At 52.2% G+C, this 18,594-nt stretch carries 21 protein-coding genes; 7 read left to right on the forward strand and 14 right to left on the reverse strand.

Features of this window, described 5'->3' with window-relative positions:
* Positions 1 to 243: 243 nt before the first annotated feature.
* Entirely contained in the window at positions 244 to 1,539 is a 1,296-nt protein-coding gene (gene asnS / locus A0127_RS01285; protein WP_062386925.1) for an asparagine--tRNA ligase, read from the reverse strand.
* Positions 1,540 to 1,774: 235 nt separating this feature from the next.
* Between asnS and A0127_RS01290 the strand changes: the two genes are divergently transcribed.
* A complete protein-coding gene (locus tag A0127_RS01290) occupies positions 1,775 to 2,998 on the forward strand; it encodes an amidohydrolase family protein (protein ID WP_062386928.1) in 1,224 nt (407 codons plus the stop codon).
* On the opposite strand, the gene A0127_RS01295 is transcribed toward A0127_RS01290, so the two are convergent.
* The 4 genes from A0127_RS01295 to A0127_RS01310 all read right to left on the reverse strand — a co-directional run bounded on the left by A0127_RS01295 (position 2,982) and on the right by A0127_RS01310 (position 7,768).
* Positions 2,982 to 4,148 carry a thiamine ABC transporter substrate-binding protein gene (locus tag A0127_RS01295; RefSeq protein ID WP_062386931.1) on the reverse strand — a complete coding sequence of 389 codons (1,167 nt, stop codon included), beginning with the start codon at positions 4,146 to 4,148 and terminating at the stop codon, positions 2,982 to 2,984. The two genes, A0127_RS01290 and A0127_RS01295, sit on opposite strands and share 17 nt — an antisense overlap.
* Before the next feature lie 105 nt (positions 4,149 to 4,253).
* On the reverse strand, positions 4,254 to 4,763 hold the full coding sequence (locus A0127_RS01300) for a TIGR00288 family NYN domain-containing protein (RefSeq protein ID WP_062386934.1): 510 nt from the start codon (positions 4,761 to 4,763) through the stop codon (positions 4,254 to 4,256).
* The gene (locus tag A0127_RS01305; RefSeq protein WP_062386938.1) at positions 4,760 to 5,263 is read right to left on the reverse strand and encodes a TIGR00288 family NYN domain-containing protein; all 504 of its coding nucleotides are present in this window, start codon (positions 5,261 to 5,263) and stop codon (positions 4,760 to 4,762) included. The genes A0127_RS01300 and A0127_RS01305 overlap by 4 nt, the downstream gene beginning before the upstream one ends.
* Positions 5,264 to 5,332: 69 nt before the next feature.
* Complete coding sequence (locus A0127_RS01310; protein WP_062386942.1) at positions 5,333 to 7,768, reverse strand: tRNA(Met) cytidine acetyltransferase TmcA; 2,436 nt, start codon at positions 7,766 to 7,768, stop codon at positions 5,333 to 5,335.
* A gap of 123 nt (positions 7,769 to 7,891) precedes the next feature.
* Here A0127_RS01310 and A0127_RS01315 point away from each other — a divergent pair, with 123 nt between their 5' ends.
* Positions 7,892 to 9,790 carry a S9 family peptidase gene (locus A0127_RS01315; RefSeq protein ID WP_062386945.1) on the forward strand — a complete coding sequence of 633 codons (1,899 nt, stop codon included), beginning with the start codon at positions 7,892 to 7,894 and terminating at the stop codon, positions 9,788 to 9,790.
* Between the two features lie 132 nt (positions 9,791 to 9,922).
* On the opposite strand, the gene A0127_RS10645 is transcribed toward A0127_RS01315, so the two are convergent.
* The 3 genes from A0127_RS10645 to A0127_RS01325 form a co-directional block, all read right to left on the reverse strand.
* Positions 9,923 to 10,075, reverse strand: coding sequence for a hypothetical protein (locus A0127_RS10645; RefSeq protein ID WP_231855779.1), 153 nt, complete (start codon positions 10,073 to 10,075; stop codon positions 9,923 to 9,925).
* A gap of 5 nt (positions 10,076 to 10,080) precedes the next feature.
* Positions 10,081 to 11,052 carry a hypothetical protein gene (locus A0127_RS10650; RefSeq protein ID WP_231855780.1) on the reverse strand — a complete coding sequence of 324 codons (972 nt, stop codon included), beginning with the start codon at positions 11,050 to 11,052 and terminating at the stop codon, positions 10,081 to 10,083.
* Positions 11,053 to 11,340: 288 nt separating this feature from the next.
* A complete protein-coding gene (locus A0127_RS01325) occupies positions 11,341 to 11,802 on the reverse strand; it encodes a DUF1931 family protein (protein ID WP_062386948.1) in 462 nt (153 codons plus the stop codon).
* 112 nt (positions 11,803 to 11,914) lie between these two features.
* On the opposite strand from A0127_RS01325, the gene mobA reads away from it, so the two are divergent.
* On the forward strand, positions 11,915 to 12,499 hold the full coding sequence (gene mobA / locus A0127_RS01330; protein ID WP_062386952.1) for a molybdenum cofactor guanylyltransferase: 585 nt from the start codon (positions 11,915 to 11,917) through the stop codon (positions 12,497 to 12,499).
* A 210-nt stretch (positions 12,500 to 12,709) separates the two neighbouring features.
* Positions 12,710 to 13,687: a pyrolysin gene (locus A0127_RS01335; RefSeq protein WP_231855813.1), complete on the forward strand. Its 978-nt coding sequence runs from the start codon at positions 12,710 to 12,712 to the stop codon at positions 13,685 to 13,687.
* 4 nt (positions 13,688 to 13,691) lie between these two features.
* Here the strand turns inward: A0127_RS01335 and A0127_RS01340 are convergent, their stop codons facing one another.
* Entirely contained in the window at positions 13,692 to 14,213 is a 522-nt protein-coding gene (locus tag A0127_RS01340) for a biotin transporter BioY (protein ID WP_062386958.1), read from the reverse strand.
* 90 nt (positions 14,214 to 14,303) lie between these two features.
* Between A0127_RS01340 and A0127_RS01345 the strand changes: the two genes are divergently transcribed.
* Positions 14,304 to 15,092 (forward strand): energy-coupling factor ABC transporter ATP-binding protein, encoded by a 789-nt coding sequence (locus A0127_RS01345; RefSeq protein ID WP_062386962.1) that lies wholly within the window; start codon positions 14,304 to 14,306, stop codon positions 15,090 to 15,092.
* Positions 15,089 to 15,859 (forward strand): energy-coupling factor transporter transmembrane component T family protein, encoded by a 771-nt coding sequence (locus tag A0127_RS01350; protein ID WP_062386965.1) that lies wholly within the window; start codon positions 15,089 to 15,091, stop codon positions 15,857 to 15,859. Before A0127_RS01345 ends, A0127_RS01350 begins: the two co-directional genes overlap by 4 nt.
* Here A0127_RS01350 and A0127_RS01355 read toward each other — a convergent pair.
* A complete protein-coding gene (locus A0127_RS01355; RefSeq protein ID WP_062386969.1) occupies positions 15,834 to 16,472 on the reverse strand; it encodes a hypothetical protein in 639 nt (212 codons plus the stop codon). The two genes, A0127_RS01350 and A0127_RS01355, sit on opposite strands and share 26 nt — an antisense overlap.
* 84 nt (positions 16,473 to 16,556) lie before the next feature.
* On the opposite strand from A0127_RS01355, the gene A0127_RS01360 reads away from it, so the two are divergent.
* Positions 16,557 to 17,351: a DUF63 family protein gene (locus tag A0127_RS01360; protein WP_062386972.1), complete on the forward strand. Its 795-nt coding sequence runs from the start codon at positions 16,557 to 16,559 to the stop codon at positions 17,349 to 17,351.
* Positions 17,352 to 17,421: 70 nt separating this feature from the next.
* Here A0127_RS01360 and A0127_RS01365 read toward each other — a convergent pair whose 3' ends face one another.
* From A0127_RS01365 to A0127_RS01375, 4 genes are read right to left on the reverse strand one after another with little or no spacing between them, the layout of a single operon-like run.
* The gene (locus tag A0127_RS01365; protein WP_331710459.1) at positions 17,422 to 17,994 is read right to left on the reverse strand and encodes a DUF998 domain-containing protein; all 573 of its coding nucleotides are present in this window, start codon (positions 17,992 to 17,994) and stop codon (positions 17,422 to 17,424) included.
* Between the two features lie 38 nt (positions 17,995 to 18,032).
* Positions 18,033 to 18,176: a hypothetical protein gene (locus A0127_RS10655; RefSeq protein WP_231855781.1), complete on the reverse strand. Its 144-nt coding sequence runs from the start codon at positions 18,174 to 18,176 to the stop codon at positions 18,033 to 18,035.
* The gene (locus A0127_RS10660; protein WP_231855782.1) at positions 18,173 to 18,334 is read right to left on the reverse strand and encodes a hypothetical protein; all 162 of its coding nucleotides are present in this window, start codon (positions 18,332 to 18,334) and stop codon (positions 18,173 to 18,175) included. Before A0127_RS10660 ends, A0127_RS10655 begins: the two co-directional genes overlap by 4 nt.
* A 53-nt stretch (positions 18,335 to 18,387) precedes the next feature.
* The gene (locus tag A0127_RS01375; RefSeq protein ID WP_062386979.1) at positions 18,388 to 18,576 is read right to left on the reverse strand and encodes a hypothetical protein; all 189 of its coding nucleotides are present in this window, start codon (positions 18,574 to 18,576) and stop codon (positions 18,388 to 18,390) included.
* Positions 18,577 to 18,594: the final 18 nt, after the last annotated feature.

Below are 18,594 nucleotides of genomic sequence, written 5' to 3' on the forward strand. Positions count from 1 at the left end.
ACTAGTATGCCTTGTCTTTACAATTTTGCAATTTCAAAAGGGTTTGCACACAACATAACGCTCAGAAGGTGTTAAAAATAACCCAAAGTACTTGACTAGTTAAAGAAGAATCCCCCTGTTTCACTGCTAATTCTCACAAAGACATCTGGAGTTTTGAAAAAGCTTCTTTCGATATCTTCAAAATTTCTCTACAAGAACAAGAAAAAAGAAGACAAGATTTTCCTAAGGTCTTCACCGGAAAACTCACGGGTACAATCTACTCGGCGTTCTCGGGAAGAGCGTTGCCCAGCGGACGTGGTCGAGCTTGAGCACCCACGCTACCAATCTCTCAAGACCGAGGCCGAAGCCGCTGTGAGGAACGCTGCCGTACTTCCTGAGGTCAAGGTACCACTCGTAGTCCTTGGGGTCCATACCTTCCTCAAGGATCCTCTGCACGAGCTTGTCGTAGTTGTCCTCACGCTGGGAGCCTCCGATTATCTCGCCGTACCCCTCTGGCGCGAGCATATCAGCGGCGAGAACCTTTCTCGGGTCCTCAGGATCTTCCTTCATGTAGAAGGCCTTGATGTGCTTTGGATAGCCGTAGACAAAGAACGGGCTCTCGAACTCCTCCGTCAATACTCTCTCCTCGTCGGCACCCATGTCCTCGCCCCATTCGATGTTCACGCCCTTGCTCTGGAGTATGTCTATGGCCTCGTCATAGCTTATCCTCGGGAACGGTGGAACGGCGTTCTTGAGGGTCTTGATGTCGTCCTTGCGGTAGAGCTCGATCTCCTTCTTCCTCAGCTCGAGCGTCCTCTGCACCATGTAGCTCACGAGCTCTTCCTCGACCTTCATAATGTCCCAGAGGTCCATCCAAGCAGCCTCAAGCTCGAGGTGCCAGAACTCGGTTAAATGTCTCCTCGTCCTGCTCTTCTCGGCCCTGAAGCTCGGAGTAAGCGACCAGACCTTCTCAAGGCCGAAGATTGCCGCCTCAAGGTAGAGCTGGGCTGACTGGCTGAGGTAGGCGTACCTGTCGAAGTACTTGAGCTTGAAGAGCGTCGCTCCGCCCTCCACTGCTCCGGTGACGAGGATCGGCGGGAAGACCTCGTACCAGCCGTCCTGGAGGAGCCATTCTCTTGCTGCTTGCATGAGCGTGCCCTTGACCTTCATTATCGCGGCTACCTTGGGGGAGCGCAGGTGGAGGTGCCTGACGTCGAGGAGGAACTCGTCGCTCGCATCCTTGGTTATCGGGAAGAAGTCAACGTTCTGGATTATCTGGAGCTTCTCTCCCTGGACTTCGGCAGCGGTCGGCGCGCGGGGGTCGGCCTTAACCGTTCCCTCGATGATAACGCTCGACTCGATTCCGACCTTCTTGGCCTCCCTATAAACCTCCTCGTTCAGATCCTTTGAAAAGACAACCTGGACAATTCCACTTGAGTCGCGGAGGACTATAAAGACCTTCTTTCCGACTTCCCTCTTTCTGTAGACCCATCCAGCGAGCTTAACCTTCTTTCCTTCCATTTCGGGTGTGACATCAGCACAGTAAACCTTATCGATCACCTTTAACCACCTCCAGAGGCTTTGAAAGCAGGTTTATAATACTAACTAATATTCGAGCTAAGGAGAAGAGCGTCAATTGAACCAGAGCGAGAGCGCCACGATCCGGGAATTTATCTCTATCAAATGCGGCATGGGGATAGCTTTTCTCTCCTAAATTTAAACCCTTTGGAAATTTGGATGTCAAAACGGCAAAAGGCTTAATTACTTGACTGTCAGACATACAAATGGTGAGAGAATGATCGCGCTCATCGGAGACGTCATTGATGCCGAAAAAGTGCTTCAAAACCATGCTGTTCTAGTAGAGGGGAATACTATCCGCGCCGTAGTTCCCGCCGAAAAACTCCGGAAGTTCGGCCCAGATAAAGTCTACGGCGGGAACGGCTTCTTTGTAATTCCGGGCCTGATAAACGCCCACACCCACGTGGCGATGGCGAGGTTTAGGGGACTTGGCGAGGACATGCCCACAGAGGAGTGGCTGGAAAAGATAATCTGGCCTATGGAGCTTGAATGGACTGCCAGCGAAATCAGAGAGTGGGCCAGAATAGGTATCATGGAAGCCCTTATGAACGGCTCGACGGCAATAAACGACCACTACTTTTTCGCCGACGAAATAGCTCGGGAAGCCGAGAAGATAGGGATACGGGCTTTTATAGGGCAGACTGTGATGGATCTGGTAGATTTCCCGCACGCCGATCCTGGGAAGGGATTCAAATTCTTCAGGCGCTGGCAGGGAAAGAGTGAACTCGTAACGCCTACCCTCGCTCCACACGCGACCAACACGGTCAGTCTGGAGCTTATGAAGGAAATAGTCGAGCTGTCGAAAGAAACAAACGCCAGAATTCATGTTCACCTCGCCCAGAGCAGGGCCGAAGTGAAAGAGGTTAAGAGCCGCTACGGCCTAAAACCGGTGGAGTATCTAAAGTGGACTGGGGCGTTAAACGACCGTCTGATTGGGGTTCACGGCGTCTACCTAACCGATGAAGAAATTGGAATGTTCGCCTCGACCGGTTCAACACTCGTCCACTGCCCGACCAGCAACGTGAAGCTTGAAGGAACGACGATAAACCTTTCCAGAGTCCTTCAGGCAGGTATGAGCATAGCTCTCGGTAACGACTCTCCAAACCCTGTTGGCATAATGGACATGTTCCTCGAGATGAGGACTTCTGGTCTCTCCGCAAACCTCCTCGAGAGAAAGGCACATTCCATTCCAGCAAGAAAAATTTTCGAGATGGCAACCGTCGGAGGCGCGCGGGCGCTGGGGATTAAAGCCGGTCTCATAAGGGAAGGGTACCTCTCAGACCTCCTTCTGATAGACGCCAGAAAGTCATGGTTCCAACCGAAGGAGAACCCCTATTCTCTGCTCGTGTACTCAGCCAGGGGAAGTGATGTTGCACTGACAATGGTAAACGGGAAAATAGTCTGGAAAAGGGAGAAGAATGAGCTCACTCTCTCCTCCTGAGGAGGAGCGGGACGATTGCAAGTCCTACGATGAGCGCTGGACCGCAGATTCCGCCGGACTTTTCACTGGAGGTTGCCGTTTGGGACTTCTCCTGGGAGGTGGTCGTCGGTGAAATCTCGGAGGCACTCTTGCCCTCGACCATTATGGCCCTCCACTCCTTGAGCCACTTGTCTGTGTTCTCGGCCAGCTCTTCGGCGGGAATCGAGACAACTTTCGCCTTACTAACGTCGAGGGCGTAGCTGAAGCACTCTGGAAGCTCGACCTCGCTGTTCACCGGATACATCCACTGGTTGAGCGGGAGCTTCTCCTGGGCCTCCTTGCTTATCAGGAAGTTGATGAAGGCCTTTGCAAGTTCCAGGTGCTTCGTTCCCTTTACGATACCCGCGCCCTCTATCTGCACGTAGGCCGTGTTGTTGAGAAACACAGCTCCAATGCTGGTGTCGTTGTAGTTGCAGGCGTCGTAGGCTGGATCGGTTGCGTAGCTGACGAAGAGCGGGGCCTGTCCCTTGTCCCACATCTCCCATCCTGCCGACCAGCCCTTGACGACGATGACGTCGTTTTTCTTTAGGGCCTCCCAGTAGTAGGGCCACTTATCACCATAGACCGCAATTGTCCAGAGAAGGAAGGCCATTCCGGTGGAGCTAGTCAGCGGGTTCTCAACGATGAGCTTGCCCTTCCACTCGGGCTTTGTGAGCTCCTCAAAGGTCTTGGGTGGGTTAGGAAGCTCGTTCTTCTTATAGACGATCGCTATCGCACCGTAGTCATAGGGAGTCAGATAAAATTCAGGATCAAAGTCCTTGATTATCCAGTCAGGAATGTACTTGGCGTTTTCCGGCTTGTAGGGGACGAGGATTCCGGCGTTTATAGCTTTCTGGAGGTAGCTGTTGTCTATGCCAACTACCACGTCGGCCTGCGGGTTGTCCTTCTCCATTATCAGCCTGCTGAGAACCTCACCAGCGTCTCCGAAAAGCACGAGGCGGACTTTGACGTTATACTTCTGCTCAAAGATAGGGATTATCTCCTTCATCCACGGCTCGATGCTGTCGTAGGAGTAAACTGTAAGCGTCTCCTCAGCCGAGACCGGTGAGGAGGCCGCGAAGAGAGACACCAAGACCACTCCAAGCACGAACAATGTCCCCAGTTTCCTCATTCACTCACCCCCCAGAGATTAACAAGTTGTCATCTCCAATAACCGGATAATAGAACTGTTTAAAAAAGTTTGTGGGCAGATGTGGGAACTTTAAGACAAAAAGAGTTAGGAATCCTGCCCTTCTTTGCTTTCCTTGGCTTTTCTCCCTTCCATCTTAATGACGTAGTCAGCCGCGTTCTGCAGGGCTACAGAAAAGCCTGGATCAACGCCGATGACAACGGTCTCCTTGCCTCGCCTCTTAGCCTCAATGATTATCGGGAGAAAGTCAGCGTCCCTTGAGGCAAGGGCTATGACGTCAACGTCCGAGTTGTAGATCAGCTCCATCGCCTCTATGGCAACGCGGACGTCAGTGTCTCCGGCAACGATGACCGGCTCTAGCCCCTGGTTTACAACTGCCTCAATGAGCCCCTGAGGCGCGTACTGGTTGAGAATGACCTTGGCAACCCTCACGTTTCCAATCCTCTTGAGGGCCTCAAGGATATCCTCAAGCTTTATCCCAAACTCCTTCCTAAGAATGTTCGGCCCGTCGATGATCAGCCCTATCGTCTTCTTAGGAACTTCTTCCTCTTTTTTCTCGTCTTCCCGCCTCAGAATCTTGAAGAACCGCTCCTTCATTCTTCTTCACCGCCGAGAATGATTGTGTAGTCCGCCGCGTGCTTTAAGGCTGCTGAAAAGCCCGGTTCAACACCGATGACAACGGTCTCTTTTCCTTTCTCCTTCGCCTTCAGGATGACGGGCAAAAACTCCGCGTTCCTTGTGGCTAGGGCTATGACGTCTATGTGGGGGTTGTATATCTCCTTCATGGCCTCGACGGCGAGCTTTACACCGGTCTCGCCGGAGACGATGATTGGCTCGAAGCCCTGATTTGAGACTGCCTCAATAAGCCCCTGAGGCGCGTACTGGTTGAGAATGACCTTGGCAACCCTTATATCACCGATCCCGCTGAGCGCTTCCGCAATGTCCTCGAGCTTTACCCCAAGCTCCTTCCTAAGAATGTTCGGCCCGTCTATGAGAAGCGCTATCCTCTTTCCCCTCGAGACCTTTCGCTTCATCTGTCCGATGATCCTCATTCCGCTCTTCGTCATCGAGATTATCTTCTCCCATCCACTGGGCATCGCTGACACCGCCGTAATTTTCAAACCAACGGGAGTAGTTAAAAGAGGTTAAAAAAATTGCTAAAACCCTCAGGTGAGGAGCCTCTTGTAGTAGTACCAGAGGCCCCTGATGACGTCCCTAACCTCGATCATAGTGAACATCTCGGTCCTGTCTATGAGCTTCGCCGTTTCCTCCCAGCTGTGGGCCTGAAGAACGCGGTATATGAGGAGCTTTATCTGCCTCTCATCGAGGTAGGGCTTCATCCAACCGTCGAGGAAGTAGAGCTTTACCACCGGCTTTACAGCGTCAACCACCGTGTCGTAGGTGAGGACTTTCCCCGTGAAGGCATCGAGGCGCTTCTTCTGAATCTCCGTCAGGTGGATTGGATAGTCAACGGCCTCTCCAAAGGGCGTCTCGAAGAGCCAGCGCGCTATCTCTGGCTCAAGCTCCCTGTGGGTGTCTCCCAGCCACTCAGTAAACCTGATCCTGAACTCATCGTTGGCCTTCTTGATGAGCTCCTTTGCCTTCTTGCTTATCGGCTTGAGGACTATGGCAGTAAACTCACCGCTAACCGGGTTTCTGGCCGGGCTGAGGTGGACAACAGCGAAGCCGTTCCTGACCCAGAAGCGGACGAGTTCTTCACTCGCTCCAAAGCCAGAACCTATCCAGTCGAGGCCCCTCTCTCTCGCTTCCTTCTCAAGGAGTTCAAGGGCCTTGCTTCCGAGCCCCATGTCCATGGCATCCGGGTGTGTCGCAATCCTGACTATTCTATAACCTTTCAGCCTGGCGAACTCCTTGAGGTAGTGGTGCTTGACCATCATATCTGGAATGATGTTCCCACGCGGTTTGTAGCCCTTGGCCATCTTGTCGATGACGTTCTTTGGAATCCCGCCTTCCTTCGCTATCTGGATGGCAGTGACTATCTTGCCGTTCTTAAGGCGGAGAACCCTCGCCTCGTGGTGTGGGGCGTCAGCAAGCAGAGCCACATCGCTCGGCCTGTTGCGGTAGTGAGCTAAAATGTAGATGCCAACGAAGTTCCTCAAGTCTTCTCTATCGTTCTCGAACCAGTCGTCGAGGTCCGGCTCCTCCAGATAGACCTCCTTCCGCTTTATCAGTTCATAGTCCTCTTCCGTCAGCTCGGCCGGCTCTGCATCGAGCAGGAGAACGTCGAAGAGCCACTTCTCTATTGGATCACCGTAGGCGTACCTTATGGGCTCGTCCATGTGGAGCTCCTTGAAAGAGCGCTTCTCCCTGGCTTTCTTGAGGAACTTTACTGAGAAGCCCCTTCCAGCGCCCTCGTAGCCGTGGATCGTTGAGGAATATACAACGCGGGGCTTGTTGAGGTACTTGTGGAGTATGGGCACGTGGATTCCCGCTGCTTCGTCGAGGATGTAGAGGTCAGCGTTCTTCTTGTAGCCCTCAGCAGGTGGGTAATAGCGCAGTCCAATCTTCCTTGCGTATAGCTCCGTTATGAGGCCCTTCTCCTCGACGACATAGGGCTTGAAGCCAAGCTTTTCCAGAGTCCTCTTGGCGAACCTGAAGAGGGACTGGACGTTCTCAAGCTCCGGAGCGGTGACCACTATCCTCGTCCTCTTCTTCAGGGCAACGGCGAGGCCTACCGCTGCTATTCCCACGGAAACGCTCTTACCCCTGCCCCTATCTGCCGTGAGGACGAGCATTCCCTCCTTATCAACAAGCTCCTCGAAGGCCTCGAGAACCTCCACCTGTCCCCTTGTGAGGGCCATCTCGTACAGCTCCCTCGGGAAGAGGGTCTCCTCTGGAATTTCAACCCCTTTTCTGGCTCTTATCTTCGCCTGACTCTTGCTCTTCTTGGGCTTCTTCTTCGCCTTTCCGTTCTCGGTGATGATGTATATCCCGTCGTGCTGGGTGAACTTCCTTATGAGCCTCCTGTTGAAGCGCTTCTTGACGTCCTCTATAGTGTACGGCGGCGTGACGAGGCTTTTGTGGAATCCCGTCCACATGTCCTTCCATTTCTCGAACGGGTGGGCGAGGATAAATATCAGACCGCCGCCACGGACGGTCTCGATGATCCTTCCCAGATCGTTGGGCGAGTAGTCGTAGCTCATGTCCAGAACGAGGAGATCATAGGTTCTCCCCAGGATTTCTCTCGTATGCTTGAAGGTAACAGCTGTAACGTTCACCTCGGAACCTGCTAGGATGTCAAAGTGCTTTCTAAACGCTTCATAGCGCTTCCTCCCAAAGGTTTCCTCGCCGAGGGCATCCGTGGCGTAGAGAACCTCGATTTTATCCTCGCTCTCATCCCTAAGGCGTTTTTCAATAAGTTCGCTGACTATATCCGAGAGAACTCTCGCGGAAGCACCGGCGAGAATTCCGGCCAACTCGGCCTTCTTCAGCGTGTCGCCCTCAATTACAATCATTCTCCTGTGGAACTTTTCCAAGGCCTGAGCCAGAGCGGTCTCGGTGATCTTGAGAACCGAATCCTTAACCTTCTCGCCTTTAGCGTACTCCCTCACTTCCTTATCAAAGCGGACCTTGACGGTCACGGCCGCCACCTCCCGGAAGAAGAGGATGCGGGGGATTTAAAAAGGTTGGGAGAAACTACTCTCGATATTTATCGAAACGCTAAGCTTTTATACGAAAAAGCTCAACTTTATTCGGTGGTTCTAATGGCGAAAGGTCTGACTGAGAAAGACCTCGGAAAATTCAAACTTGTGGGCAACATAGACGCCTTCAGGAGAAAGCTCGTTTTTCAGGTGACTGAGATAAGCCTCGAGAAGGACGACTACTTCTCAAGGCTCTACCTCTACGACGGCAGGAAGGTTAAGCCCTTCACCTCAGGGAAGAAAGACGCCAGTCCGCGCTTCTCGCCGGATGGCAAGCTCGTTGCCTTCACTTCGAAGCGCGATAAGGAGAGCAAAGAGGCAGAGCTCTACCTCATCCCCACGGACGGCGGCGAGGCGAGGCTTTTAGCTAAGTTCAAGTACGGAATTAAAAACCTCCGCTTCACAGAGGACGGGAAGGACATAGCGGTTGTTACTCCTATAGACATCGAGAAGAAGCCCAAGGACGACGTCCACATTATCAAGGAGCTCCCATTCTGGTTTAACGGCGTCGGCTGGGTTTACGGAAAGAGGAGCGTGGTATATCTCGTTGATGTTGAGAGCGGGAAGAAGAAGCGCCTCACCCCGAAGAACCTCGATGTCGGCCAGATCCGCTTCCACAAAGGAAAACTCTACTTCACCGCCCAGGAAGACCGCGAGAGGAAGCCGATGGTGAGCGACCTCTACGTCCTTGAAGGCAGGAAAGCAAAGAGGCTGACGCCGGGCAAGTGGAGCATCTCAGATTTCATCCCGCTCGACGACGGAACCTTCATCCTCAAGGCCAACACGCGCGAGCGTGGAATACCAACGAACACTCACATCTACCACTACAACCCAGAGACGGGAGAAATGAGGAAGCTCACAAAAGACCTCGATAGATCCGCTTACAACTCCCTCAACAGCGATGTAAGGGGTTCTCAGAGGGCAGAACTCGTCTTTAAGGACGGCTGGGTTTATTACATAGCCACAGACGGCCCGAGGGCTAACCTCTTCCGCGTCAACCTCGACGGTAAGATCGAGCGCGTCATCGGCGGAGACAGGAGCGTCGAGAGCTTCGCCATCGGCGACTACATAGCCTTCACTGCCCAGGACGCGGTTACACCGCTTGAGCTCTACGTCCTCCGCGACGGGAAGGAGAGGAAGGTCACCGACTTCAACGGCTGGATAAGGGAGTACAGCCTCTCGAAGCCGGAGCACTTCAAGGTCAAGGCCAGCGACGGCGTTGAGATAGACGCCTGGGTAATGAAGCCAATCAACTTTGAACCGGGCAAGAAGTATCCAGCCGTTCTAGAAATCCACGGCGGGCCGAAAACTGCCTACGGCTACGCCTTCATGCACGAGTTCCATGTTCTAACGGCTAAGGGCTTTGTCGTCATCTTCTCCAACCCGAGGGGAAGCGACGGCTATGGTGAAGAGTTCGCCGATATAAGGGAGCACTACGGCGAGAGGGATTACCAGGACATAATGGAAGTTGTAGATGAAGCTGTGAAGAGGTTCGACTTCATTGATCCCAAAAGGATAGGCGTTACCGGCGGCTCCTACGGCGGCTTCATGACGAACTGGATAGTCGGCCACACCAACCGCTTCAAGGCCGCGGTGACCCAGCGCTCCATCTCCAACTGGACGAGCTTCTTCGGAACGACCGACATCGGCTACTTCTTCGCGCCCGATCAGATAGGCGACGACCCGTGGAACAATACCGAAGGCTACTGGGAGAAGAGCCCGCTGAAGTACGCGCCCAACGTGGAAACGCCGCTCCTCATAATCCACAGCATGGAGGACTACCGCTGCTGGCTCCCGGAGGCCCTGCAGTTCTTCACGGCTCTGAAATACCTCGGCAAAACCGTCGAGCTCGCCCTCTTCCCGGGCGAGAACCACGACCTCAGCCGCTCAGGAAAGCCGAAGCACAGGGTTAGGAGGCTTGAACTTATAGCTGGATGGATGGAGAGGTGGTTGAAGGGTTAAAAACCCTCCCGTTTTTCTTTACCTTTCCTCAAGTCTTTCCCCCAAACCTCCTTAGCCGTTGAGAAGCAATATGCCTTTGAGGAGAGTCATGCGAGAACTATCATAGCCAACCAGAGAAACATAACTGCATTCTCAAATTTCTACCCTAAATCTGCCTTCAGGAGAATAACTCCTTCTGCCGATCCTTGCTATGTCCTCATCAAACATCATCTTGGCCTTCCTAACCTTTTCAAAGGCCATCTTCCCAGAATATACAAAAAGTCCAACTGTTGCAAAAAATATCACTTGAACTACCCAGGAGTCTTTGAAACATATAAAACGTAGAAGAACATAAGCAGAGCAGAATTAACTGGTAAAAACGCACTTTCAAAGCGGTTTAGAACTTTCCTACACTTTGAGTAAGGGAACTCGGAGTAGTGCCATATAAATATCAGAACGGGGATTAAGAGCAAGAAAGAAACGACGGAGACCCAGATAAACTCGCTGGTAAAATAAAAGTACACCGCCAAGGGGATTCCAGCCGTCCATCCGATTCCCGTGAAGAAGGAAATCTTTGGGTATTTGCTGAATACCAAACCAAGCGCAAATGCCGTTTCTAGCAGTAGAAGAGAAATTAAGTTCCCAGTCACAACCAGATTTGTGGCGAGTTCTCTTGCGCTTCCGTCAAGTCCTCCGTTCCAGCCAACGGCGAGATCAAGGTAGACAAGGGGAATGGAAAGATAAACGGGTTGAATACCCCTAAATACTAAAACGGAAGCGGCAATAGATGACGCTAAATCCCCTCCGGAGTTATGTTTGATAAACCCATCCATGAAGAGAAGCAGAAACGAGAGGAGCATCCATAGTATTGTTAGTAAAATCTTTTTCGGCGGAACTTTAACGACAACAGACTGAGTGAAGGTGTACTCCTCCTTAGATTCAAAGCCCACCATTGTGATGGAGACGTTTAGGGGTTTTGAGGCGGTTATCCAGTTTGGCATTGCCCCCATGGCAGGGCCAAGAGCCTCCCTCCTGTGGGAGATCAGGTAATCTGAGGAAATTGGAAAGATAGGATTAACCTTAGGAACCAACTCCTGGGAGTAGATATATCTTCCATTCAGAAACATCATAACTTCGTAGGTGTCATTTCCATATTCAATCTTGCATTCCAGATCCTGACCGTAGAGGACACTCGACGGACAGTTAACGCTAACCGCCGATACTATTGGAGAAAGCAAAAGCATGAGAACACCTATAAAAATAAGCATGATAGCTTTCTTCATATTCAACCTCCCTCAAGCTGGGAGTTACTTGAGTTAAAAGTTTTTCGCAGCCAACAACTATGGATAAATTTTTTAAAGCTTTGACAGCTTTTTCAGCAGATAAAGAATGATTCAGATCTCACAAAGAGACCAGATGTTGCGGGAAGTTCAATCCTTATTTGGAATAATTAACCATCTTTCGTGGCTTTCTTGGGTTTTCAATCGAGAGGATAGCAAGGACCGAAGGGTTCACCCATCCTGAGGAATTGGAAGAAGAGCTAAAAGAAGCAAGAGTGTATTGAAATCCCTTCAAAGCGTATAATCCAGTACCTTCTTGGCCTCTTCAATGTGCTCAGGATAGACGTTCTTTATCTCCGGGTGGAGGGCCTTGATGACCCTTCCAACGAGCACGAAGAGCGTTCCGGCTATGATTGGAAGCTCGTTCACAACGTCTTCCTCAAGCGGCCTGTCACCGGGTATCTTCTTGAGGACGTACTTTCTTATCGGCTCTATTTCAACGCCCTCGTCCTCAATGACCGCCCTGAAGAGGTTCATGCTGTTCTTGAAGCCCTTGGTTATCGGTATGTGGCGCATCTTTATGGTCTCGGAGTTCTCGGCCTTCGCGTTCTCGTAGGCCACTTCGAAGAGATCCGCGAGCTTCTTCTCAACGATGTCCATCATCTCCTCGGCCCTTGGCTTAATAACCGCGAGCTCGCAGGTCCTCTCGAGAATCTTCTGGAGCTGTGGGTAGGGTATTATCATCTCCGCCATGCTCTCACCTCCTCACGTTCTTCCTCGGCGATATTTTAGTAACTTTTGGTATTTAAAGTTTTCGCCGGGAACCGGGCGATTGACTTTTAAAGAACATCCCCAAGGAGGGGGCATGAAGGCAGTAATTCTAGCTTTTCCAGAAAAACCCCGAGAGAACTACACGATGCCAATAAAGGACGAGCCAGTTGTAAAGCTCACCGAGATGCGGCTCAGAATGAGCAAGAGGATTGACGAGGTTCTGACCATAGTTCGGAGGGACAAGCTCAGGACTTACTCGATCCACGTCTCCAATCCCGTTCCGGTTTCGGCCAGAAATAAAATGGAAGCCCTCCTCAAGGCTATGCCTGGCGAGCCTTTCTTCCTAGCTGAAGGCAACATGCCGCTCATACAGCCATTTCTCGTGAACTACCTCATCGGCCTTTACCTTGAAGACGAGCCCGAGGCAGTTATTCCAGTCTGGAAGGACGGAACCGCAGAAGTCACACATGCCGTCTATGAACCAGATTCACTTAGCGGGGCCATAGAAGCTGCGCTCAGCGAGGGACACCGAACCCTTAGCTCTATCACCGAGTTCATTGATTTCCAACCGGTGCCAGTTGAAGAGCTGATAAAGAAAAACCCGAAGGTTTCCCTCAGCTTCTTCAAGGTGAAGAGTTCGTTAGATAGAGCCTTCGCCGAGGAGAACTTTGGGACATGAGAGTCGCGGAACAAACACTGAGCGGGCCTTAGGCCACACTCCTGCAAGATTTTCAATATCCTTGGACAACGTTTAAGTAGTCTGGAGACTATACATAATTAAGAGCGGGAAGAAGGATATTTTTGCCCGATTTCTGCCAAGATTTGAGGAGATGATAGCATGAGCAAATTCTTTGGAGTGGTGTTGTCGCTACTCGTTATTTTCAGCATCATGGCGATCGTGGGACCTGCCCCGGTTTCTGCAAAGCCCATGGACGAATACAGCGTTCTGGTTTTGAAGAATACCGACGCATGGGGTTCCCCCTCCGTTGTGAGCACTCTTGACGGCATGAACATAACCTACAGGGTTATGGGGAGTTCAGAACTCGGGAATGTGACCACCGACGAACTTGTAAAGACCTATGACATGATAATCATCGTGAACGACCAGCCCCAGAGCTTCTACGACGATATAGGGACACAAATAGGAAAGCTGGAGGACTACGTGAGGGCCGGCAGGGTTCTTGAGATTCACGCCGCGAACTGGGGATGGGGAGGCGGAGTATGGACGACCCCGTTGCCGAGAAACGTAACGATAGTCCAGAGCTATTCAAGCATTGACTACGTGGTGCCAGACAACATTACCCTCCACAGCAACTACGCAAGCCACGGATACTTTGCAAACCTGCCCGCTGATGCAGAGATAATAACCGTCCAAGCGCCCACCGGCACGCCCGAGTACAGTAGACCCAGCACCGCAGTGTACACGCTGGGAAAGGGGCACGTCTCGGTTACAGGCCTGACGATTGAGTACAGCATAGCCAGAAACGGCCCCGAATGGCTGGAGTTCTACAGGGAAATGGTGCTTAAGAATCTTGGTTATTCAACAGTAGCCCCGCAAAAGCCTGCCTCCCCAGGGGGATTTAACATAATGCGTTACAGCTTCTATTACTACACCCAGTACCAGCGGGACCTTAAGGAATACAACTCGCTCTATGGCAAGGCTGTGGAGAGAGGGATTGACAACGAAACTCTCGGGATGGCAGCCATGCAGAACGACACCGCGTCGGCATACTACGAGGACGCAGGCCGGTACGGCCCGGTTATAGCGAACTTTCAGAGGATGTACGTCTTTTTTGATCTCAGGATGGCCGCGCTTCACCAGAAGCGGGCGATAAAAATACTTGAGGACGCGATGGCAGATCGCTGAGCCATCACCCCACTTCAATCATTCTTCTGACAGTTTTTGCAATTCCAACGGCTATGGCTGCTTTTAGGATATCAAGGGGCACAAAAAGGAGCACTCCCAGTTGGAAGGCCTTTTCAAAGTCTCCACCCATAAAGAGGCCGAGGCGGAGCCAGCCAAGGAGATAGATAACGGTTATCCCTGCCAGGGAACCTATGGCCATCCCCAGGACACTTTCTCGGCTTTTCTCGGTGATGTAGCCCGCAAGGAACGCCGCTATCGGAAAGGCAAGGAGGTATCCCCCCGTCGGGCCGTAGAGGTGCGTTATGCCCCCACTGAAACCCGCGAAGACGGGAAGACCGACTGCCCCAGCTATGTCGTAGGAGAGGACGCTCAGGAGCCCGAGTCTGGGGCCGAGGAGAAGGCCTGTAAGAAGAACCGCGAAGACCTGAAACGTTAGCGGAACCGGGCCGAGACTCACGCTTATCTGGGCGCTCACCGCCATGAAAGCTATAAAGATCCCAGCATAGGCAACTTCACGTGCGTTCATTTTTAGCCACCTAATTCACAGTTTTCGGGATGTTAAAAAAACTTCACATTTACCTGAAAGCTTTTTAACGCTCCCTTCAATTCTATTCCGATGATCGAAGCAGAAAACGTCCACTTCGCCTACAACGGGAAGGAAGTCCTCAGGGGCATAGACTTTGAGATGGGACAGGAAATAGTGGCACTCGTCGGGCCAAACGGAAGCGGAAAGACAACACTCGCAAAGCACTTTAACGGCCTTCTCAAGCCTTCCAAGGGAAGAATTCTCGTGGACGGCCTCGATACGAGGGAGCACACCGTTGCCGAGCTCAGCAGGCTCGTTGGCTACGTCTTCCAGAACCCAGAGCACATGTTCTTTGAGGAGACGGTTTTCAATGAAGTCGCCTTCGGCCCGAGAAACCTTGATCTGAGTGAAGAAGAAGTTGAGGAGAGGGTGAGGTGGGCGCTGAGGTCTGTCGGCCTTAGTGGGTTTGAAGAGAGAACGCCATACTCCCTTAGCGGCGGCGAAAAGCAGAGATTGGCCATAGCCTGCGTCCTTGCGATGAAGCCGAAATACCTCATCCTTGACGAGCCGACTACTGGACTTGACGCGAGGGCAGAGGAAGAAGTGGTGAACGTTATCCGCTCCCTCCATGAGAACGGCCACGGAATACTCCTGATAACCCACGATATGGACCTCGTCGTGAGACTGGCTGGGAGGGTTGTCCTTCTCCACAGGGGACGGAAGCTCTTCGACGGCCCGGTCGAGGAGTTTTTCACGGCCTTTGACGTTGAGAAGTATGGCCTTGAGAGGCCTGAGGTGGTTGAGTTGGGAGAGAGACTCGGCCTTGGCTTCGTGAGGAGTATTAAAGAAATCCTCGCGAGACTGGGGGGGGAAGTGTGATCGGGCAGTTCTACATCAGGAAGGAGAGCTTCATGCACTCCCTCGACCCGAGGGTCAAGATAATCGGGATGCTCCTCGGGATAATCACCCTTATGCTCTTCAATCAGCCCACCCTGCTTCTCGCTCTATTTATCGGTCTCCTCATCCTCGGAAAGGTGCTTGCCGGTGCGGACTTTTCCTACCAGTTCAGGCTTCTGAAGCCTCTCCTCCCGATAGTCCTGATAACCCTCGCTCTCTGGCCGGTGATATACAAACCACGCCTTGAGGGGTTCTTCATCGGAATCGCGTACTCAGCGAGACTTCTCGGCTTTGCGCTCGTTACGTTCCTCCTCCTCATGACGACCACGCAGAAGGAGCTCGTCCTGGGCTTCGTCAGGCTCGGCCTTCCCTACGAGCTGGGTCTGACCTTGACCATAGCCCTCCGCTACATCCCAACCCTCTACTGGCTGGCCAGAACCATAATGGACGCCCAGAGGAGCAGGGGACTTGAACTTGACAAGGGAAACCTGCTGGTCAGGATGCGGAAGATTACCGCCGTCCTGATTCCGCTGATCGTCGCTTCCCTAAAGACTGCCCATGAGCTGAGCATCGCCCTTGAGAGCAGGGCCTTCGGAGCGAGCAAGAAGAGGACTTTCCTAAGGGACCTTGAGATGAAGCCCAGAGACTACGCGGTTCTCGCGCTCCTTCTGGTGGGGTTTGCCCTCGCGCTCTACACCCGCTACGTCCTCGGCTTCGGGCACGTCAACCTTTACCAAGGAGGGGCTTGACGAGGCCGTCAATTGGTATTGAATGGTCGCCGAGGGAGCTTACCCACTCAGGGGGAGCTTTTGATATGGTCATGTTGAGCCTGTAGTGGCCGCGGTACGAGTTCGTTCTCAGGATCAAAAGCGCATCGAGAACTTCGGGGAGCTTGAACAGGCGCGTGAACTCACCGGGATGATCAAGCTCGTTGAAAGCCACAGGAGAATGGTGGAGAACAGCTATCAGACCCTTATCGTCCACAACCTTCCTTATCCCTAGGACGGTCTCGGAAGACGGGTTTAGTGCAGGGAAGTTCCCGACGATGAGGAGAGAACCCTCCTCAACGAGCTCCAGCGCCGAGATGAGTTCATCGGGAGAGTAAACGCTACCTATGAGGAGCTTCGACGGGTCGGTTCCGAGCAGTGAGAGAGTCTTTGGAGAAACTAACCTGCCAGGGGCAACGACGTAGACCTTTTTATCGTCGGGACAGCCGGCGGCAAGGTAGTGGACGAATAAAACCGAGGCTAACTCATCTGTGGAAATGACCCCCGATATGGTCCCCTCGGAGAACTCCATCGGGAAGTCCTCGAAGGGTTTTACCCCGCTGGTTTCAATCGCTGGCTGGAAAAAGCCCGGCATCAATCAAACTAGGTGGAAGTTCTATTTATAGGTTGCGCCCAAAAGTCCTTTAAAGCACCAGTTCAACAAAGTCCGGTGGTTAGAATGAGCGTTGAAGGGGCTGTAATTGACTTCTTTTACAGGTATTTCTGGGAACCGATGTTCACGAGGAGTGGCTACAACGCGGTTAATACCTTTGTATATGCACTCCTCTTCGGTCTGGGAGTTATCTACACATACAAATGGATAATCAAACCGCTGAAGATACCCGTGGACGAGAGGCTCTTCTGGGCCGTTACACCGATGGTCGTTTTCGGCGCAACTGTGAGGGCGCTTGTGGACGGCGGAGTCCTACCCCAGCATCCGCTCATCCTCACTCCCGGAATCTTCTTCACGGCGTTCTTCCTGATACTGCCTGCAATCTACGCCGATTCAAAGCTTGGAATGTATCCCAAGATAACCGTTGCATGGGGCACAATACTGGCGCTCTGGGCAAACTACCTCCTCGTGACCCACGCCAAAAGCTGGGAACCCTACGAGCTTACCTTACTCCACACCGCAGTCAGCTGGGGGGTTGTGCTGGCGTATTACAAGTGGAGACCCTTTGACAGGCTTTATCTGTATCCGGTTCTGGCCCACTTCTACGATATAGCTTCAACGGTTGTTGCAATACACTTCTACGGCTACCGTGAAGTCCACTGGATTGAAAATTACCTCGTCAACTGGTTCGGTGCTTACATCTACTACCCGTGGATAACCCTGATCCTCGTTGTGGTCTATTACGCCCTGAAGGAGCTCGTGACGGACGAAGAAGAAAGGCGCTTCTGGTATCTGGCCATCTACATTCTCGGCCTCGGGCCAGCTATACGAGACCCCGCCCAGATGGTTCTCCAGCTCTGAGTTTACAACACTTTTTCTTCCTTTATCTCCCTTCTTGAATTTCCCTGGACGAGAACAAAGAAGAGGGAACTCACCGGGTTTTGTCCCAGATCTTTGAAAGGACTGCGTAGTGCCAGACCGTAACCGCCAGCGCTCCGATGAACTCTGGTATCGCAACGCCCTTGAAAGTTCTCATGGCCCAGATAGCAAGAACCCATGCTAGAACGAACAGAACCACCGTGAAATACAGCATTTTTCTGTTCCCCGAAAGCCCCATGCCGATGCCAGCTATCAGAAGCCCAAAGCCTGCCGTCAGGAAAAAGCCCCAGCTGACGTAATAATGGGGCAAAGTACCCTCAGGAAAGAGGCCTATCAGAGCTAAGAAGACAAAGCCCGCTATGAGAACCCAGATTCCAGCCTTTTCAATGCTGTTCCCTGCCATATCAAGGAGGCCGAGGGCATAGTATATGGCCAGCACCGCCGTTATAACGAGCGGCACGTTGAGGAGCCAGTTGTGGGGGAGACCTATCTTGCCGAGGTCGCTTATCGCGTTGTCGGTTAACTTCCACCACGAGCGATTCACGTAGATCGCCGTGAGAATGCCGGAATAAGCAACGAGCGGAGCTATCAACCCGACCAACAACTGTGACCTTTTCATTCGCATCACCAAAGAGAGTTAGAACTCAAAAATTAAAAGCTTGCTCACTTCTCGTAGAATATCTCGTAGTGCTGGACATACTTCTCCTTCTCAAGCAGGAACTCGTCGTCCTCCGGGTAGTACTTGACCAGTTCGGGGTTTTCTCCCGCGAACTTCTTGATGGATTCCCAAGAGTCCCATATCGTCACAAGCAGAAAGTGGGCCTCCTTCTCCTCCTCGTGAAGTAGAGCTTCAAAAGGCCATCGACGGAGCTGTAGTCCGGAACCGCTCGCCCTATCAAAAAGCGCTCGTAGGTGTCTCCTTTCTCCCTCGGCACGCGCCCGTGCCACAGTCTCATAATAGCCATATGTCCACCCTTAGATAGTTGAATAGGCCTGATTAAAATCTTGTGAGCCGCACTCACAGGTAGTGGCTCAGCACAAATATTACAAAGCCGATGACGATTATCCCGAGCAGGAGGGCTATAGCAGTTTCGAGCTTTGAATAGTCCCCAACTTCCCCAGCTTCACGCTGATACCTCTCGTTCTTCTCCTTCGCAAGCATTTCGGAGCGCTTTACCGTTATCTGATCGGGCATCATACGAACCATGAGACGGCACCTATTCAT

The sequence above is a fragment of the Thermococcus peptonophilus genome, assembly GCF_001592435.1.
In the GTDB taxonomy this organism is placed as follows: Archaea; Methanobacteriota_B; Thermococci; order Thermococcales; family Thermococcaceae; genus Thermococcus; species Thermococcus peptonophilus.

Coding starts and splice junctions, on each gene's coding strand:
- A0127_RS01365 (WP_331710459.1), bottom strand. CDS start 17,994: ATGCGAATGAAAAGGTCACAGTTGTTGGTCGGGTTGATAGCTCCGCTC.
- A0127_RS01335 (WP_231855813.1), top strand. CDS start 12,710: ATGGCGATCGTGGGACCTGCCCCGGTTTCTGCAAAGCCCATGGACGAA.
- mobA (WP_062386952.1), top strand. CDS start 11,915: ATGAAGGCAGTAATTCTAGCTTTTCCAGAAAAACCCCGAGAGAACTAC.
- A0127_RS01355 (WP_062386969.1), bottom strand. CDS start 16,472: ATGCCGGGCTTTTTCCAGCCAGCGATTGAAACCAGCGGGGTAAAACCC.
- A0127_RS01340 (WP_062386958.1), bottom strand. CDS start 14,213: ATGAACGCACGTGAAGTTGCCTATGCTGGGATCTTTATAGCTTTCATG.
- A0127_RS01325 (WP_062386948.1), bottom strand. CDS start 11,802: ATGGCGGAGATGATAATACCCTACCCACAGCTCCAGAAGATTCTCGAG.
- A0127_RS01345 (WP_062386962.1), top strand. CDS start 14,304: ATGATCGAAGCAGAAAACGTCCACTTCGCCTACAACGGGAAGGAAGTC.
- A0127_RS01315 (WP_062386945.1), top strand. CDS start 7,892: ATGGCGAAAGGTCTGACTGAGAAAGACCTCGGAAAATTCAAACTTGTG.
- A0127_RS01375 (WP_062386979.1), bottom strand. CDS start 18,576: ATGGTTCGTATGATGCCCGATCAGATAACGGTAAAGCGCTCCGAAATG.
- A0127_RS10650 (WP_231855780.1), bottom strand. CDS start 11,052: ATGAAGAAAGCTATCATGCTTATTTTTATAGGTGTTCTCATGCTTTTG.
- A0127_RS01295 (WP_062386931.1), bottom strand. CDS start 4,148: ATGAGGAAACTGGGGACATTGTTCGTGCTTGGAGTGGTCTTGGTGTCT.
- A0127_RS10660 (WP_231855782.1), bottom strand. CDS start 18,334: ATGGCTATTATGAGACTGTGGCACGGGCGCGTGCCGAGGGAGAAAGGA.
- A0127_RS01300 (WP_062386934.1), bottom strand. CDS start 4,763: ATGAAGGAGCGGTTCTTCAAGATTCTGAGGCGGGAAGACGAGAAAAAA.
- A0127_RS01360 (WP_062386972.1), top strand. CDS start 16,557: ATGAGCGTTGAAGGGGCTGTAATTGACTTCTTTTACAGGTATTTCTGG.
- A0127_RS01305 (WP_062386938.1), bottom strand. CDS start 5,263: ATGCCCAGTGGATGGGAGAAGATAATCTCGATGACGAAGAGCGGAATG.
- A0127_RS01290 (WP_062386928.1), top strand. CDS start 1,775: ATGATCGCGCTCATCGGAGACGTCATTGATGCCGAAAAAGTGCTTCAA.